This window comes from Streptomyces sp. NPDC021012 (genome assembly GCF_044333355.1).
GTDB lineage: Bacteria > Actinomycetota > Actinomycetes > Streptomycetales > Streptomycetaceae > Streptomyces.
The window spans coordinates 114,254-131,308 of record NZ_JBIRQU010000010.1; the positions used below are offsets into that span (position 1 = coordinate 114,254).

The following is a 17,055-nucleotide window of genomic DNA, read 5'->3' on the forward strand; positions in this document are numbered from 1 at the left end:
GCGGGGGCACATCCAGATGCCGCACCAGACTGCGAAGGGGACCGAGATGGAAACCGCTGGCCCCGGCGGGCGGTACCGCCTGGGGAGACTCGGCACCTCGCTCCTGCTGCTGATCCCCCTGCTCGGGGTGACAGCGGCGACCGGGCCGGGCAGCGCCGAGCCCGCGGCGGCTGCCGACGCCGCGGAAACCCGGGTCGCGTACGCGGGCACCGGCCACCGCAGCCTCGGTGAGGTCGCCTCCAGCACCTCCAGCACCCCGCTGTTCGGTGGCGGCCCGGTCCACTACGACACGCAGCCGTCCGCCCTCGGCGACCAGATGGTCTTCGCCGGCCGTCGCGACGAGAAGGACCCGCAGGTCTACCTGCGGGCCGCCGACGGTTCGGTACGACGGCTCACCAGCGGCATGGACGCGGCGCACCCCCAACTGACCCCCGACGGCCAGTCGGTGGTGTTCGACGCGGCCGAGTCCGCAGGACCGGGCGGCGGGACCCGGCGCGACCTGTGGCTGGTGCGCACCGACGGCACCGGCCTGACCCGGCTGACCGACACGTCCGCGAACGAGGAGGACCCGACGGTCTCCCCCGACGGGCAGCGCATCGCGTACGCCGACGACAGCGACCCGCTGGTCGGCCGGCAGATCTACGTACGGGCCCTGAGCGGTGGCACCGCCACCCGGATCACCGATCCCGTCAACGGCACGGCCTCCGAGCCGGCCTGGAACCCGGTCGACGACGCGGTCAACCGCGACTGGGTCGCGTACACCGCCACCACGACCGTCGACGGGCAGTCCGTGACCCGGCTGCGGATCACGAACGGGACCGCCGACGAGCCGCTGTTCGGGGGCGCGCAGGCAACCTGGCGGGCCCACGGGGCAGCGTGGCTGCCCGACGGGGACGGTGTGCTGTTCCTCAGCCCCGAGATCACCTGTCAGTGCGAGGGCGACTGGAACCACGTGTTCCGCTCGACCGCCCACTCCGACCAGGTCCCCTCGCTGGTGCTCAACGAGGACCGGAACGTCCTGTCGCCCACCTGGCTCGGCTCCGTGGACGGCGGCAGGGCGGTGGTGGAGCGCACCTCGGCGGCCAACCCGCACGTGGTGACGCTCCAGGACGCCCGGGCGGACGGCTCCGACCCACGCGACCTGGGTCTGACGATCCTCAACGAGGATCCCGCGGCCGACACCAACACCGACCCCGCCAAGGACCCGCTGTTCCAGCCCGCGGCCGGCCACGACCCGTGGACCGAGCGGCAGAACTACACGCCCGACGGCCGCCGGATCGTCCTCACCCGCTTCGAGGGCGGTGCCGACGGCCGGATCGAGCGGATCTGGATGGCCGACGCCGACGGCTCCAACGCGGCGCCGCTGCCGCTCGCGGGACGCGGCGCGAACGACTGGGACACCGACCCGACGTTCTCCCCGGACGGCAGGCAGCTCGCCTTCACCCGGACTTCGCCTGGCGGCGTCGGCGATGCGGCCGGAGCCAGCCGCATCCTCATCGCGGACGTCGCCACCGGCGCGATCACCGGCGAGGTCGTGCCGCCGGGCGGACAGCTCCAGGGCCAGGACGCCCAGCCCACCTGGTCCTCCGACGGCATCACCCTGGCCTTCACCCGGAACATGAAGATCAACGGGGGCGGCGGCAACAAGCACGTGTGGACCGTGCCCGTGAACGACCTGACCCAGCAGCGCGACCTGAGCGCCACCGACTGCCCGGGTAACTGCGCGGTCATCGACGACAGCCCGGCGTTCTCCCCGGACGGGCGCAGCATCGCCTTCAACCGCAAGAACGGCGCCGGCCGGATCGACGAGGAGAACGGCATCCTCCTGACGTCCGTGTCCGGCGGCGACTGCCAGGTGCTGCTGCCCACCGCCGCCCGCGGCCGGTCCGGCGCCTGCGGCCGGGAGCTGCCGGACACCACGACCACCGGGCCGCACCAGCCGCGCGACGCCGCCTGGACCGCCGACGGCAAGAGCCTGGTGTTCAGCTCCCGCGCCGAGGCCCCGGTGAACAGCCCCGAGAAGCTGAGCCTCCTGGACGTCGACTCCGGCGACATCACCCCGCTCACCGCCGAACTCGCGGGCCGCCAGAAGGAACCCACCGTCCAGCAGTCCGTGGACCTCGCCGTCCACGCGCCCGGCACCACGCCGGAGGTCACCGTCGGCGACTCCACCACGGTCCGCGTCGACGTGGTCAACAACGGCCCCGCCGCCTCGCCCGGCACCCGACTGACCGTCGCGCCGCCGACCGGCGTGCAGGTCACCGGGATCAGCCGGCCCGGCGGCACCTGCGACGCCTCCTCGCTCCAGTGCGACCTGGGCGTGGTGGAACCCGGCACCACCGTGCCGGTGGACGTCACGCTCACCGGAGTCACCCCCGGCGACGCCCCGGTCGACTGGTCGGTCACCGGTACGGTCCTGGACCCGCAACCCAGCGACAACGCGGGCCGGACCGTGGTCCCGGTGCACGAGGCGACCCCGACTCCCACGCCCACCCCGACTCCCACGCCCACGCCCACCCCGACCCCCACCACGCCGCCCTCCACCCCGACTCCCACGCCCACCCCGACCCCCACCACGCCGCCCACGGTGCCCCCGGAGCCCGAGGAGCCGAAGGCCGGGCCCGGGGTTCGGGTCACGGCCCAGCCGAACCCCGGCTATGTCGGCGGCCGCGTCGTGGTGACGTACACCGTCCGCAACGGCCGCAACGCGCTGGCCACCGGACTGCGGCTGAAGATCGGCCTGCCCTCGGGACTGCCCAACAGCGGACCGCCCGAGGGCTGCGACCAGAACTGGGTGTGCGCGCTGCCCGACCTCACGCCGGGCGCGAGCACCGTCGTACGGGTCGTGCTCAGCCCGAAGAAGGCGATGACCGGCCAGGTCACCGGCGTGCTCACCACCACCGGCACGGACGCGAACAAGAACGACAACACGGCCAAGGAGCGGCTGCGCATCCTCCAGCCGCGCATCGTCGCGGTGCCGGACATCGGCAAGCCCGGCTTCGTCACCTCCGTGCGCGGCAAGGACTTCCCGCCGGGAGTGCCGGTGAGGTTCACGTGGAACCCGGGGATCACCGCGGCGGCCGCGCCCACGATCCCGAAGACCGACGGCACGTTCATCGGCCAGCTGCTCATCCTCGCCAAGGACCAGACCGGGCCGCGCACCATCACCGCCGCCGGACCCGGATTCTCCCCGGTGAAGACCGACTTCCTGGTCGTCAACGGCAGTGTGCAGCCGCCGGACGAGGTGACCCGCCGGTGATCCACGAGGTCGACGAGGGCCTGCGGCGACTGCTCGCCGAGAGCGGTCTGGAGGCATCGGGCGTCGAGGTGGTCTTCGACGCCCCCACCCGGGACTGGGCGGCCCGCCGCAGCGCCCCGACGGTCTGCGTCTTCCTGTACGACATCCGCGAGGACGCCGTACGACGCGGTACCGGTGCCGGGGAGGTGTACGACGAGGACGGACACCTCGTCGCCCGGCGCTCCCCGCCGCGCTGGTTCCAGCTGACCTATCTAGTCACGGCCTGGGCGAGTCGCCCGCAGGACGAGCACCGGCTGCTGTCCCAGGTGCTCGGCGCGCTGGTCGCGCACGACACGCTGCCCGCCGGGCTGCTCACCGGCTCGCTCGCCGGACTCGGCCTGACCGTGGGCCTGGAGACCGCCGGGACGGGCATGGACGCGCCGGCCGCCGCGGACGTCTGGTCGGCGCTCGGCGGAGAGCTGAAGGCGTCGCTCGGGGTACGGGTGCGGGCACCGCTCGCCGGTGTGACCAGGGCCGCCGCACCGCCCGTCACCGAAGGCCTCGTCGTGCGCTCCGCCGCCGCCCGCGAGGGTGAGGAGACGAGCCCGGGCCGCCGGCTGCGCTACACGGAGGCCACCGACCCCGGCCGCGACGGGTTCACCGGGCCCCGTGAACGGCCGCCGGCCCCGGCGCGCAGGCGACGTAGGGGGGATCGGCAGGCGTGACGTACACCGTGGAACCCGCGGTCGGGGGCAGTGTCGGCGCGGGAGGGAACACCGGTGTGGATCCCCTGTGGGAGCGGCTCGGTGCCGTCGAGGCGCGGGTACGGGAGGCCGTGGCGGTACGACGGTCAGCGGACCCCGATCCCGACGATCCCTACCGGGGCCAGTACCTCACCCCGGAAGCGGCGGCGCGGATCCTGGACGAGCCGGGTGGGCTGGACATGCCCGCCCAGGGACTCTGGCAGCCGCCGGCGGGGTCCGTGCTCGACGGACTCGTCCGGCGGTTCGGGCTGTCCTCGCTCGACCTGGACCTGCTGCTGGTCTCGATGGCACCCGACCTGGACGCGCGGTTCGAACGGCTCTACGGCTACCTCAACGACGACCTGACACGCCGTCGGCCCACGGTCGGGCTCGCGCTGGAGCTGTGCGGACTCGGCGGCGCCTCGCCCGCCCGGTTCCGCCTCGCCCCCGGGGCGCCGCTGATCGCACACGGTCTGGTGGAGGTCACCGAGCCGGAGCGGCCGCCGCTGTCCCGTGTCCTGGCCGTCCCCGACCGGGTCACCGCGCACCTCCTGGGCGGCACACGGCCCGACGCCCGGCTCACCGGGGTGCTCGGCGAGGCCCGGGAGGACCCGACCGCCGAGGCCGCGGACGTCCACCGCGCGGCGGCCGCGGCCGGCACCGGTGTCGGTCTCGTCCATCTGCGCAGCCGGGGCGGCGATGCCGAGGGGCTGGCCACCACAGCCCTGCACGCGGCCGGGCTCGGCCCGCTCGTCCTGGACGCGGTGGCGCTCGCCCGGCGCTCGGCCGACGTGCCGGCACTCGCCCGGGTGATCGCCCTCGAAGCCCGGCTGACCGGCTCCGGTGTGGTCCTCGGCCCGCTGGCCGCGTTGCCCGGAGAACCCGCCGAACGAGCCCGGACACTCTCGTCGTTGTGCGCCGAACTACGCGGCATCCCCCTGTTCACCCACGGCACGACCGGCTGGGATCCGGCATGGGCGGCCGACACCCCCGTCGTGCTGAACGTCGAGGCACCCTCCCCGGAACGACAGGCCGCACGCTGGCGCCACGCGCTGGACCGGGCCGCCGGTGACGCCGTGACCGGTGACGTCGAGGCGCTCGCCAGGGCCGTCGCCGCGCATCGCCTGGACTCCGGGCAGTTGCGCCGGGCCGCCGACGCGGCGGTGCGTACAGCCACCATCGAGGGACGGCAGGTGGGTCCCGACGATCTGCGTACCGCCGTACGGGCGCAGAACGGCGCCGGCCTTGACCGGCTCGCCCGGCGCGTCGAGCCGGGGGTCGGCTGGGACGATCTGGTGCTGCCGCCGACCACCCACCGCCGGCTGCGTGAACTCGCGCTGCGCGCCCGCCACCGCGAGCAGGTGCTCGGGCAGTGGGGGATGCGACCCGGCGGCGGCCGGGGCCGCGGTGTCATCGCGCTGTTCGCCGGCGAGTCGGGCACCGGCAAGACCATGTCCGCCGAGGTCGTCGCCGCGGACCTGGGCATGGACCTGTACGTGGTGGATCTGTCCACGGTCGTCGACAAGTACATCGGGGAGACCGAGAAGAACCTGGAGCGGATCTTCACCGAGGCGTCGGCGGTCAACGCGGTGCTGCTCTTCGACGAGGCCGACGCGATCTTCGGCAAGCGCTCGGAGGTGAAGGACGCCCATGACCGGCACGCCAACATCGAGTCGGCGTATCTGCTGCAGCGCATGGAGTCGTTCGACGGGATCGCGGTGCTGACCACCAACCTGCGGGCCAACCTGGACGAGGCGTTCACCCGCCGCCTGGACGTCGTCGCGGACTTCCCGGTGCCGGACGCCGGCCAGCGCCTCGCCCTGTGGGACCGGTGCCTGGGGGACCGGCTGCCCCGGGGCGACGACCTGGACCTCGCCTTCTGCGCCGACCGCTTCGAACTGGCCGGCGGCTCGATCCGCGCCTGCGCGGTCACCGCCGCCTACCTCGCGGCCGAGTCCGGCGAGCCGCTCACCATGCGGCAGACGGTGACCGCGATCGCCCAGGAGTACCGCAAGCTCGGACGGCTGGTCCTGGAGAGCGAGTTCGGACCGTTCCTGGCACAGGCCGCCGGCGCCTGAGGCGACCGGTCCGGGGTCAGGCCTTGGACCTCCTCGTGGCCTTGCTGAGATCCACGCTGTTGGGCAGCATCGCCTGCGGACGCAGGAGGTCCTTGAGGAGGAACTTCATCAGTTCCGCGCCGGACATGCTCTTCAGCCGGTTCGCCAACGCGGGATTGGCGTCCTCCATCCGCATGATCTCCAGTACCGCGCGGTCCACCAGGCCGGGAATGATGTCACTGCCCCGCAGGGTGTTGGAGCGGATCCGCTCCTTGTACTCCTTCTCCTTCCGGTGGCCGGCGCCGTAGGTCATCGTGCTGAACTCGTCCGCCGCGACCTCGCTCTTGACGACGGGGAGCAGGTTGGCCCGCTCCGGGTCCGTCTCCTGTGCCTTGGCCTGCATGACGAGTTCCATCATGTCGAGGTCCGTCTTGTTCATCCCGCGGTCGAAATTCCGCACGGGCCGGGAGAACCGCTCGGGCATCTTGTCCATGCGGGTGGGCAGTTCGCTCTTGAAGTCCGTGGGTTCGGCGGGGTCGGCCCTGATCACCGGATACTCGCGCTGGGCGAAGTCGCTGAGCATGAGCCAGCCCTGGGACTCCAGGGGCGAGTCCGCGAGCGGGATCTCGAACCGGACCTTTCCGAACCGGGTGTCGCGGAACTCGCTGCCCGGTGCCTCCAGGAAGAAGAAGACGAAGCCCTCGTTCGCCAGGACGTGCGCGTCGTAGCCCTCGGAGTTGTTGGCCGCGTCGGGGTCGTCCTTCAGCAGCTCCGTCTTCGACTTGATCTGGTTCGCCTGCGACAGCAGGTCGGCCCGGGCCTCGTCCTTGGTGTAGTGGCACAGCACGCTCTGCCGCAGCGCGGCTGTCAGGCTCTGCTCGACGCCGCTCACCCAGTCCTTGCGCCCGCGGGTATTGATCTCGTTGGCCATACCGGCCCGGTTCATCTCGGAGAGTTCGCGGAAATAGCTCGGCCCGTTCATGGCGAACGCCACGGCGCTGTCGGCCCAGGTCTCCTCGTTCCAGAGCAGGCCGCGCGCGGTCATCGCCTCGAAGGGGGCGCGTGCTTCTGCGGGGAAGTCGTTGTCCCTGCCGATCTGTTCGGTCACCAGGTTGTTCTCGGCCTTGAGGGCCGCGCGGGCCTCGGTCAGGAAGTGCCGGGCGGCGCTCCCGGACTCCTTGGTGAGATTCTCCTCGGCGCTGCCGACCGCCATCAGCAGTGTCACCAGCACCATCGCACAGTGCATCGGGTCACGCTTGGGATCCGCGTCGTACGCCTTGATGCCCTCGCGGATCTCCGCCAGCTCGGGAGACTCCTGCGCGGGCGTGCTCCCCCAGGACTTGAGGAAGGACTTCAGGGGGTTGCCGTCGGACCCGACCGCCGGCAGCTTGTCCGAGAGCGCCTCATGGCCCTTGCGCTGGATCACCGCCGCGCCGGAGGACACCGGCCCGGAGTGCTCCGCGGTGCATGCTTCCGCCCGCTGCACGGGTGCGGGCCCCGCCATGATCCGGTGCGCGTTCGCCTCGGCCTCCCGTTCGAACCGGTCCGAAGGGTCGGACACGCGCAGGCCGTCGCCGTGGTCGGTGCCCGCGACCGGCCCCTGCCGCTGCTGGACGACGTGGGTCAGTTCATGGGCGAGGGTGTGCTTGTCGCCGCCGCCTTCGCCGATGACGACATGGCTGCCGGAGGTGTAGGCACGCGCGCCGACGGAACGGGCCGAGCGGGCCGCCGAGGCGCCGGTGTGCAGCCGTACGTCGGAGAAGTCGGCGTCGAACCGGGACTCCATCTCCTGGCGGACCGGCCCGGCGAGGGGCCTGCCGGCCGAGCGCAGGACATCGTGCACCTCGGTGCCGGGCTGCTCCGGGGCTTTCGTGGTGCGCGCGCGGCGGGCGATCATGTCGGTCGCCGCGGCGTTGCCCGCCGTGCCCTGGGCGGCCTGGAGCGCGGCGGCCGTGAGCGGGGGCGGTACGGCGGCGCTGTTCCCGGACGTCTCCCGTCGGGCGCCGGCCTGGCCGCGGGCCGGTTCCTGGTCCTCGCTCCGGCCGGTGCGCGGCTTGGAAGTCTGCACCTGCTGCCTCCTCGTCGGCGCCCATGCTGCGGCTCTCCAGTTCATCGCGGGGGCGAGCGGGGCGTCCAGGCCCGAAGGGGCAGCGCGAGGGCAACGGTGGGCGACGTCGGGACGGTCAATCCGGGGCGTCCGTAAAGGCAGACGCATTGCCCTCGGGCAGGTCCGCAGGTCCCTGCCGCTCCGCCGGTACGCCGCGCAGACTCGGCCTGGACACAGGTGACCGTAAGGACGTTAAGGAGCGAGCATGCCGACGTACCTCACCCCGGGCGTATACGTGGAGGAGGTGCAGTCCGGTGCCCGACCGATCGAAGGGGTCGGCACGGCCGTCGCCGCGTTCGTCGGCTTCGCCGAGAGGGGCCCGTTCCACGTGCCGACGCTGGTCACCAGCTGGGACCAGTATTCCCAGGTGTTCGGCGGCTTCACCGAGGGTACCTATCTCGCCCACGCGCTCTACGGGTACTTCTCCAACGGCGGCGGCGCCGCGTACGTGGTGCGCATCGGCGGGGCGGCCGAGGCCGCCCCGGGCCCGTCGGTCAATGGCGGCCGGCAGCCGAAGGCGGCTGCGCCGGTCGAACTCGGCGGCTTCCTGATCGCGGCCAAGCCGGGCGTGACCGGGGTATCGGTGGAGGTCGCCGACGTGGACGGCGAGAACCCGCCGGAGGACCGCTTCAAGCTCCTGGTCCGGCGCGGCGACGAGGTGGTGGAGACGTACGACGCCTCCCCCCGCAAGAACGTCAAGGGCTACCTGGTCGCCCAGACCCGCGCCTCCAAGCTGATCGAGGTCACCGAGCAGCGCGGCGCCACCCAGGCCAAGCCCGCCGCCCAGACCCTCGCGATCCCCGACGCCGCCGGCGCGCCCGCCCCCGACGGCTCCGGTGAGCTGACACGCATCGACCCCGCCGAGTACGTCGGCGACGCGGCGGCCCGTACCGGGTTCGGCGGTCTGGAGACCATCGACGAGATCACCATGGTCGCGGTGCCCGATCTGATGGGCGCCTACCAGCGCGGCGACATCGATGCCGAGGGCGTGCGCACCGTGCAGCTCGCCGTCATCTCGCACTGCGAGCAGATGGGCGACCGCGTGGCCGTCCTCGACGCCCCGCCCGGGCTCAACGCCCAGCAGGTGCGCACCTGGCGCAACGACGAGGCGGGCTACGACTCCCGGTACGCCACCCTCTACTACCCGTGGGTGCGGGTCTTCGACCCGGCCCTCGGACGCAACACCACCGTCCCGCCGAGCGGTCACGTCGCCGGTGTGTGGGCGCGCAGCGACGCCGAGCGCGGTGTGCACAAGGCGCCGGCGAACGAGGTGATCCGCGGCGCGGTCGACCTCGAACTCCGACTCAGCAAGGGCGAGCAGGACCTGCTCAACCCGATCGGCGTGAACTGCATCCGGGCCTTCCCCGGCCGCGGCATCCGGATCTGGGGCGCCCGCACGCTCTCCTCCGACCCGGCCTGGCGCTACCTCAACGTACGCCGCCTGTTCAACTACCTAGAGGAGTCCATCCTCCTGGGCACCCAGTGGGTCGTGTTCGAGCCCAACGACGACCGGCTGTGGTCCAGCATCCGTCGCAACGTCACCGCGTTCCTCACCGAGGAATGGCGCCGGGGCGCGCTGTTCGGTCGTACCGCCGACGAGGCGTTCTACGTCAAGTGCGACCGCGACAACAACCCGCAGGAGTCCATCGACCAGGGCCGGGTCGTCTGCGAGATCGGCGTCTCGCCGGTCAAGCCCGCCGAGTTCGTGGTTTTCCGGCTGGCCCAGTTCTCCGACACCACCAGCCTCATCGACGAGTGATCCGCGAGTCCGGTTCTGTAAGGAAAGGTTGACAGACAGTCATGGCAACGGGCGATGCTCTTTCCACTCACGTCTTCGGCGTGCAGCTCGGCGGATACCTGGTGGAGTCCATCCAGGAGATCAGCGGGTTCACCGTCGAAGAGGATGTCGTCGAGGTCAAGCAGGTCACCGCGGAGGGCAAGCAGATCATCCGCAAGCAGCCGGGTGCCCGGCAGGCCGGTGAGATCACGATCACGCGGGGACTCGACCAGAGCAGCGAGTTCACCCAGTGGATCAAGGAGACCCTGAACAACGGCGCCGTCAACACCGCGCGGCAGAACCTCACCATCGAGATCAAGGACACCGAGGGCAACACCGTCCGCCGCATCCAGCTGATGCAGGGCTGGGCCTCCAAGTGGGAGGGCCCCTCCCTGAAGGCGGGCGAGTCGTCCCCGGCCACCGAGTCGGTCACGATCACGTTCGAGGAGATCGTCGTCGAATGAGACGCCGTACGGTGACAGCGGGCAGCCTGGATGATCTCCTCCAGGTCACGGCGCCCGCCCAGGCGCCGGAGCAGACGGCGGCCCCCACCCCGCCGCGCCGTGAGGGCGACAACAGCGGGCTGCGCACGGAGTTCGAGTTCGAGCTGCCGCGCGGGTACGTCGACGAGGCGGGCACCGTGCACCGGTACGGCTCGATGCGGCTGGCCACGGCCCGCGACGAACTGCGCCCCCAGATCGACCTGCGGGTCAAGGAGAACCCGGCGTATCTGAGCGTGGTGCTGCTGAGCCAGGTGATCACCCGGCTCGGCACGATCACGGATGTGCATGCCGGGATCGTCGAGCGGATGTACGCCACGGACGTGGCGTTCCTCCAGGACTTCTACCGCCGCGTCAACAGCGAGGGCCACACCCGCGCGGCGGTCACCTGTCCGCACTGCGAGGGCGGCTTCGAGGTCGACCTCTCGGGTGGGCGCCTGGGGGAATCGTGACGTACGCCCTTCCCCGCCTCCGGGAGGAGATCGCGTACATCGCCTACCACTTCCACTGGGAGCGCGAGGAGATCCTCGATCTCACGCATGGCGAACGCCAGCAGTGGGTGACCGAGATCGCCCGTATCAACACCCGTATGAACGAAAGCGGTTGAGTAGATGGCATGGCGGGACAGGCTGCGCCGCCGCGCCGGGGCGGGCGGGGCGGGGGCCCGGGGCTCTGTCGTGCCCGGGGGGTCCGATGCCGGTGGCGACGGTGGTTCGGATCCTTCGGGTACATCGGGTGCGTCAGGTGCATCAGGTCCTGTGGGTTCCTCCGTGCCTGGCGGCTGGGACGGCGGTTGGCGTCGCACCGCCCCACCTCGACTGACGGTCTCCCGTGCTCCGCTGGGAGTGAGTGACGGCCTCACCTTCCGTGCGGCGCTCGCCGCCTGGCAGAACCCCTCCTTCGACAGCGGGCTCGGGCATGCGCTGCTGCCGACGGCTCCGGCCGGGCTGGTACGGGGTGTGGCTCGCCCGGCCGGCCCGCGCGCTGTGAGCGTTGACGGGGGGCCGCTGGTGCTTCGGGCGGTGCGGACGGAAGGGGGCGAGGGGCCGGAGGACGGGGCGCAGGGGGATTCCCGCTCGGCGTCGGCGTCGGCGTCGGTACGTCCAGCTCGTGGTGGCTCCTCCGGTGCCGACCGCACTGGGGGGAAGGGGAGGTCGGGCGGAACTTCGCAGAGTCGTGACATCACGTCGTCCGTAGGTTCCCCCACTGTCCTTTCCTCCCCGACTCCCGCTGTCCAACGGGCCGTTTCCCCGTCGGCCGCCGCGCCGATTCCGCTCGTGCGACGCGTCGCGGTGATCCCCGGGGCGGTCGGACCGTCCGTCCAGCGTGCCGCGAAGGAGGCGCCGGAGACGGGTACGCAGCCCGCGCCGAGCGGAAACCGGTCGGAGGCGCCCCTCCCCGCCGTCCAGCCACGGTCGGTGGGTCCCCGTTTGACGGTCGCCCCCCGGCTGACGGGGCCTGTACGCCATGCCCCTGCCCTGAGGTCTGCGGTGGTCGCCGAGAGGGCCGCACCGAGCGCGTCCGTACAGCGTGCGGGGGATCGGCCGCCGTTGGGCGCGTCGCCGGTGGAGGACGCCTCCGTCGTGCCCGCTGCGGGGCCTGTGCCCGGTCCGGTGCTTCCCGTGGTTCAGCGGCAGGCCGAGGACGCCCAGAGTTCCTCCGTGAGCCCTTCGCCGAGCGCTGCCGTACAGCGTGCGGGAAGTCTTCCGACGTTGGGTGCGCCGCCGGTGGAGGACACCCTTGTCGCGCCCGCTGCGGGACCCGTGCCCGTTGCGGGGCCTGTGTCCGGTCCGGTGTTTCCCGTGGTTCAGCGGCAGGCCGAGGACGCCCAGAGTTCCTCCGTGAGCCCTTCGCCGAGCGCTGCCGTACAGCGTGTGGGAAGTCGCCCGGCGTTGGGTGCGCCGCCGGTGGAGGACGCCCGGAGTTCCTCCGGCAGCCGTGCGCCGAGCGCCCCCGTGCAGCGCACTGGAAGTCGACCTCCGTTGGGTGCACCGCTCTCTGAACTTCCCTCCACAGCGGTGCCGTTGGCGGATGACGCCCCTGTCGCGCCCGTATCCGGTCCGGTGCTTCCCGTGGTTCAGCGGCAGGCCGAGGACACCCAGGGTGCCTCCGGCGGCCCCGCCCCGGGCCCGTCTTCGGGTCCGCGGCGTTCCGGTGCGCGTGCGCGCGGCGGCCTGGGGGCGCCTCTGCCCGCGATGCCGGCCAGCGCCGGTCTGCCCGGCTCCGCCGCGTCCGGGGCCCGGGCCTCCCGTACGGCATCCGGGCCCGACATCCAGCGCACACCGGCATCGCCCGCGCCGGGCGGGGACCGTACGCCGCCCACGGAGCCCGCCTCGGATACGGCACGCCACGCACCGTTGCTGGGGACGGTCGACGTTCAGCGCCACCTCGCGGACCACCCGGCCCCCCAGGGCGGCAGCCCCACGGACCACGGAACCGGCCCTGCCACGCCGTTGGTGACGCCGCCCCAGGGCGCGGCGTCTCAGGCTCCGGCGGGCACAGTCGTACGGCCCGAGGCGAGGCACCCCGGTCCCGGTCCCGGCGACGGACGTCCCCAAAGCCCCAGCAGCCCAGCCCCGGTCGTCGTCGCCCGCCGTGCGGCCGAACCCATGGCAGGCGCTCGCCCCGCGACCGCATCCACCGGCGGCCCCCGCCCCGCAGCCCCCTCCATCCCGGTAGCCCGCCGCACCCTCGCGCTGCTGCCCGCACGGCCCCTCACCCTCAACACCTTGGCGCCGGAAGGCCTGGCACCGTCCGCCGCGTCGCGCCCCGTCGGCGGCCCTCCCGTGGTGGCGGCGCGTTGGAGCGGGGCGGACGTCCCCGGCGGCGGCACCCCCGCACCGTCCACCCGGTCGCTTGCGCACCCCGCACACCCCGCGTCGGCACCGTCCGCGGGCGCCGCTGCGACCCCGCCGGTCCAACGGTCCGTGACCGCGCGTGCGCCGCACCAGCCGGGTGTACCGGTAACCGGCACCGCGCACGCGCCGCACCACCCGGGTGTACCGGCAACCGGCTCGGCCGTACGAGCGACCGGCGCCCCCGGTGTTGTCCAGCGAGTCGTCCCGCTCGTCAAGCCCGCGCCGCCTGGCGGGGGAGTGCCCGGTACGGCGGAGGTCCCCCCGGCGCGGCCCCTGCCGGTCGTGCCCCCGTTGACGCCGCCCCTCGCGAACGGCCCGTCGACGGCCGTGGCGCAGGCGGCGGCCATCCCCGTGGTCCGGCCGCGGGTCGTGACGCCGGGCGCCCGATCGGCGAGCGGCGGCGGCAACAGCCCTGCGGTGCCCGAGGTCCAGCGTGCGAGCTCCGGCGCGGGGAAGGCCGTACCCGACGTACCCGGCGTATCCAAGGGCGTACCGGCGAAGGCGGTGACCGCGGCGCGTGGCGAGCAGCAGCACCCCGGGACGGCCTCCGCCTCCGCGTCCGGACGGCGCGCGGAGCGGTCCGCCGGCGCGGCGCAGGAGCCCGGTCTCGACCTGGACGACCTCGCGCGTCGCCTGCTCGACCCGATGGCCCGCCTGCTGCGCACGGAACTGCGGCGCGGCCGGGAGCGTACGGGTCGCCCCTACGACGGACGCCGCTGAGGGCGCGGCACGGAACGGATGACGGACGGATGACGGACAACATCTTCGCGAGCAGCGTGTTCTTCCGGCTCGCGATCGGCGGCAATGATCTGGGCGCCTTCCACACCTGCTCCGGCATGGGGGCCGAGGTGGAGATCGAGACCTATGCCGAGGGGGGCAACAACGGCTTCACCCATAACCTGCCCGGCCGGGTGACCTGGTCGAACATCACGCTCACCCGGCCGGTCACCGCCGACACCGCGAAGATCGCCCGCTGGCTCGACGAGACGCTGAAGCGGGTGGAGCCCAAGGACGGCGAGATCGTGGCGCTGCGGCCGGATCTGTCGCGGATCATCAGCTGGCAGGTGTTCGGGATCGTCCCGGTGCGCTGGCAGGGCCCGTCCTTCGACCCCAGCAGCTCGCAGGCGGCGGTGGAGACCCTGGAGATCGCCCACGAGGGACTCCGCCCTTCCTGACCAGCCCTCAAGTCCCGTTCTCCGTAAAGCGCCATGGAAAGGAATACCGGTCATGTCCCCAGCGTCCCGGTCCAGTCGGGCCAGGGCCCAGCTGACGCTGAAGGAGCCCCCGGCCTCCGTCGGCGCCAAGCCCGGCGGGACGCTCGCGCGGCTGAACCTCCAGTTCAACCCGTCCACCTTGGAGTTGCGCAAGACCACCGAGTGGCGGCGTTCTCCGTCGCGGATGGCGGAGGAGTCGGCGCTGCCCGAGTTCGTCGGCAGTGGCCCGCGCGAGCTGAGTCTCGAGGTGTTCCTGGACGCCACCGCCACCCACGACAACTCCGTGGAGCAGGCGGTGGAGAAGCTGATGAAGGCGTGCGTGCCGACGAAGGCGAGCCTGGGGCGCAAGAAGCCGGCGAGCCCGTGGGTGCGGTTCGAGTGGGGCAGTGCGCGGACGACGTCGTTCGACGGGGTGCTGTCCAGCCTGTCGGTGACGTACACGCTGTTCGACGTGGACGGCAAGCCGCTGCGGGCGACCTGCCGGCTGTCGATCGAGGAGGCGAGCGTCGGTCCGGCGGGGCAGAACCCGACGTCCGGCTCGCGCACCGGGCGCAGTACGCACCTCGTCGTGGCGGGCGACAGCCTGGCGCTGCTGGCGTGGCGGGAGTACGGAGACGCGACGGCCTGGCGGGTCATCGCGGAGGCCAATGACATCGACGACCCGATGGCGCTCGTGCCCGGCAGCGAACTGGTGCTGCCGGCGATGAGCGACGCGGGCGCTGAGGAGGAGCAGTGAGTGGCGGGGCACGGGACGGCCGGTCCTTCGCGGCGGACCCCATCGTGGAGACGCCCGGCGAGCTGCCGCCCGTCTGGGCCGCCCAGCTGGTGAGTTGCGTGGTCGACGAGAACGTGGGCCTGCCGGACGCGGCGGTCCTCACGTTCCGCGACCCCGATCACGAGTTCCTGAAGAAGACCGGCATCACCATCGGCACCCCGCTCAGGGTCTCCGTGGTCACCGTGACCGGGCAGGCGCGCGAGCGGCTGTTCAACGGTGAGGTGACGGCCCTGGAGGTGGACCGGGACCGCACCGGCTCGTTCACGGTGGTGCGTGCCTTCTCCAAGGCGCACCGCCTCCAGCGCGGCCGGAAGGTGGTGGCGTACCGGAACATGACGGCGGCGGCCATCGTCCGCAAGGTGGCCGCCGGGGCGGGCCTGGCCTGCGGCACCGTGCAGGCCGCGCCGGTCACCTACAAGCAGCTGTCCCAGGCGAACGTCTCCGACTGGGACTTCCTTCAGTTCCTGGCCGCCGAGAGCGGCGCGCAGGTGCGTGTCGACGACAAGGAGCTGCTCCAGTTCACCAAGCCCCAGAAGGCGTCCGGGGCGCCCGCGCCGTCCACGTCGGCTGCTCGGAACCCGATGGTGCTGGAGTACGGGCGCAATCTGCTGGCGCTGCGGGCCTCCTTGTCGGCGGCGGACGGCGCGCAGCAGGTGGAGGTGCGCGGCTGGGACGTCACCACCAAGCGGCCCCTGGTGGCCCGGCAGCCGTCGGTCGACAGCGACACGGTGGTACCGGGGCTGAGTCCGGCGCTCGCCGCCCGGTTCGGCAGGTCGTCGAAGCTGACCGTCACCGACACCCCGTACCGCACCCAGGCCGAGACGAAGGCGGTCGCGGACGCGGTGGCCGACCAAGTCAGTGCGGGATTCGGCGAGTTGGAGGTGCTGGCCGAGGGCAACCCCATGCTGCGGGCGGGCAGGCCCATCGCGCTCGGCAACGTCGGGCAGGCCTTCTCCGGCAAGTACACGGCGACGGCGGTGCAGCACGTCCTCGAACCGCACGGCGGATACCGTACGACGGTGTGGGTGAGCGCCAGCCCGGACCGCTCCCTGACCGGCCTGGTCACCGGCGCCAACGCGCCCTCCCGGGGCCCGCGCATGCCCGGCCTGGCGATCGGCGTGGTGACGGACGTGCGCGAGCCGGCCGGCTCCGAGCGCGGCGCCGTGAAGCTCAGGTTCCCCTGGCTGGACGACACGTACGTCACCGACTGGGTGCGCACCGTGCAGTGGGGCGGCAAGGGCGGCGGCGGGGTGGTGAGCCCCGAGGTCAACGACGAGGTGCTGGTCGGCTTCGAACAGGGCCTGCTGGACAGCCCGTACGTCATCGGAGGACTCTACAACGGCGTGGACAAGCCCTCGCCGCACGACGTCCCACTGATCGACAAGACGACGGGAAAGGTCAACCGTCGCTCCATCGTGTCGCGTTCGGGGCATCGGGTGGAGCTGCTGGACGCGCGGGCACCGGGGCGCTCCGGGGTGCGGATGATGTCCGCTGACGAGCGCCTCGAGGTCTTCCTCGACAACCGGCGGGACCGGATAGAGATGACGGTGTACGCGGGCAAGGGCCGGCAGGTGCTCAGCTCCGTCGTGCTCGACAAGAAGGGCATCACCCTGGACGCGGGACGGGGGGACGTGAACGTGTCGGGCGCCAACGTGGACATCAACGGCAGGGTCGGGGTGAAGATCGGCGGCCGCACGGTGGATGTCACCGGCGCCACGGGCGTCACCGTCGACGGCGGTCTGCTCGGTGTCCTCAAGGCCAAGCTCATCCGCATCAACTGATCGCC

General features: G+C 72.6%; 12 protein-coding genes. 11 read left to right on the forward strand and 1 reads right to left on the reverse strand.

What is annotated here, in order from left to right; translation table 11 throughout:
• The first annotated feature begins 46 nt into the window (after window positions 1-46).
• From ACH4TP_RS29140 to ACH4TP_RS29150, 3 genes are read left to right on the forward strand one after another with little or no spacing between them, the layout of a single operon-like run.
• Window positions 47-3,259 (forward strand): hypothetical protein, encoded by a 3,213-nt coding sequence (locus tag ACH4TP_RS29140; protein WP_398439549.1) that lies wholly within the window; start codon window positions 47-49, stop codon window positions 3,257-3,259.
• Window positions 3,256-3,963 (forward strand): DUF4255 domain-containing protein, encoded by a 708-nt coding sequence (locus ACH4TP_RS29145; protein WP_398183345.1) that lies wholly within the window; start codon window positions 3,256-3,258, stop codon window positions 3,961-3,963. Before ACH4TP_RS29140 ends, ACH4TP_RS29145 begins: the two co-directional genes overlap by 4 nt.
• The gene (locus tag ACH4TP_RS29150) at window positions 3,960-6,059 is read left to right on the forward strand and encodes an ATP-binding protein (RefSeq protein WP_398439550.1); all 2,100 of its coding nucleotides are present in this window, start codon (window positions 3,960-3,962) and stop codon (window positions 6,057-6,059) included. Before ACH4TP_RS29145 ends, ACH4TP_RS29150 begins: the two co-directional genes overlap by 4 nt.
• Before the next feature lie 16 nt (window positions 6,060-6,075).
• Here the strand turns inward: ACH4TP_RS29150 and ACH4TP_RS29155 are convergent, their stop codons facing one another.
• The gene (locus ACH4TP_RS29155) at window positions 6,076-8,106 is read right to left on the reverse strand and encodes a DUF4157 domain-containing protein (protein WP_398183339.1); all 2,031 of its coding nucleotides are present in this window, start codon (window positions 8,104-8,106) and stop codon (window positions 6,076-6,078) included.
• A 244-nt stretch (window positions 8,107-8,350) separates the two neighbouring features.
• Here ACH4TP_RS29155 and ACH4TP_RS29160 point away from each other — a divergent pair, with 244 nt between their 5' ends.
• The 8 genes from ACH4TP_RS29160 to ACH4TP_RS29195 all read left to right on the forward strand — a co-directional run bounded on the left by ACH4TP_RS29160 (window position 8,351) and on the right by ACH4TP_RS29195 (window position 17,050).
• Complete coding sequence (locus tag ACH4TP_RS29160; RefSeq protein WP_398439551.1) at window positions 8,351-9,904, forward strand: phage tail sheath family protein; 1,554 nt, start codon at window positions 8,351-8,353, stop codon at window positions 9,902-9,904.
• Between the two features lie 41 nt (window positions 9,905-9,945).
• A complete protein-coding gene (locus tag ACH4TP_RS29165) occupies window positions 9,946-10,386 on the forward strand; it encodes a phage tail protein (RefSeq protein WP_041127466.1) in 441 nt (146 codons plus the stop codon).
• Window positions 10,383-10,874 (forward strand): hypothetical protein, encoded by a 492-nt coding sequence (locus ACH4TP_RS29170; protein ID WP_389235251.1) that lies wholly within the window; start codon window positions 10,383-10,385, stop codon window positions 10,872-10,874. Before ACH4TP_RS29165 ends, ACH4TP_RS29170 begins: the two co-directional genes overlap by 4 nt.
• Window positions 10,871-11,029, forward strand: coding sequence for a DUF6760 family protein (locus ACH4TP_RS29175; protein ID WP_398439552.1), 159 nt, complete (start codon window positions 10,871-10,873; stop codon window positions 11,027-11,029). The genes ACH4TP_RS29170 and ACH4TP_RS29175 overlap by 4 nt, the downstream gene beginning before the upstream one ends.
• 2,533 nt (window positions 11,030-13,562) lie before the next feature.
• On the forward strand, window positions 13,563-14,000 hold the full coding sequence (locus tag ACH4TP_RS29180) for a hypothetical protein (RefSeq protein WP_398439553.1): 438 nt from the start codon (window positions 13,563-13,565) through the stop codon (window positions 13,998-14,000).
• Between the two features lie 29 nt (window positions 14,001-14,029).
• Window positions 14,030-14,455 carry a phage tail protein gene (locus tag ACH4TP_RS29185; RefSeq protein ID WP_137992814.1) on the forward strand — a complete coding sequence of 142 codons (426 nt, stop codon included), beginning with the start codon at window positions 14,030-14,032 and terminating at the stop codon, window positions 14,453-14,455.
• Between the two features lie 52 nt (window positions 14,456-14,507).
• On the forward strand, window positions 14,508-15,230 hold the full coding sequence (locus ACH4TP_RS29190) for a peptidase M23 (RefSeq protein WP_398439554.1): 723 nt from the start codon (window positions 14,508-14,510) through the stop codon (window positions 15,228-15,230).
• On the forward strand, window positions 15,227-17,050 hold the full coding sequence (locus ACH4TP_RS29195) for a VgrG-related protein (RefSeq protein WP_398439555.1): 1,824 nt from the start codon (window positions 15,227-15,229) through the stop codon (window positions 17,048-17,050). The genes ACH4TP_RS29190 and ACH4TP_RS29195 overlap by 4 nt, the downstream gene beginning before the upstream one ends.
• Window positions 17,051-17,055: the final 5 nt, after the last annotated feature.

Coding starts and splice junctions, on each gene's coding strand:
- ACH4TP_RS29160 (WP_398439551.1), top strand. CDS start 8,351: ATGCCGACGTACCTCACCCCGGGCGTATACGTGGAGGAGGTGCAGTCC.
- ACH4TP_RS29185 (WP_137992814.1), top strand. CDS start 14,030: ATGACGGACAACATCTTCGCGAGCAGCGTGTTCTTCCGGCTCGCGATC.
- ACH4TP_RS29190 (WP_398439554.1), top strand. CDS start 14,508: ATGTCCCCAGCGTCCCGGTCCAGTCGGGCCAGGGCCCAGCTGACGCTG.
- ACH4TP_RS29170 (WP_389235251.1), top strand. CDS start 10,383: ATGAGACGCCGTACGGTGACAGCGGGCAGCCTGGATGATCTCCTCCAG.
- ACH4TP_RS29140 (WP_398439549.1), top strand. CDS start 47: ATGGAAACCGCTGGCCCCGGCGGGCGGTACCGCCTGGGGAGACTCGGC.
- ACH4TP_RS29165 (WP_041127466.1), top strand. CDS start 9,946: ATGGCAACGGGCGATGCTCTTTCCACTCACGTCTTCGGCGTGCAGCTC.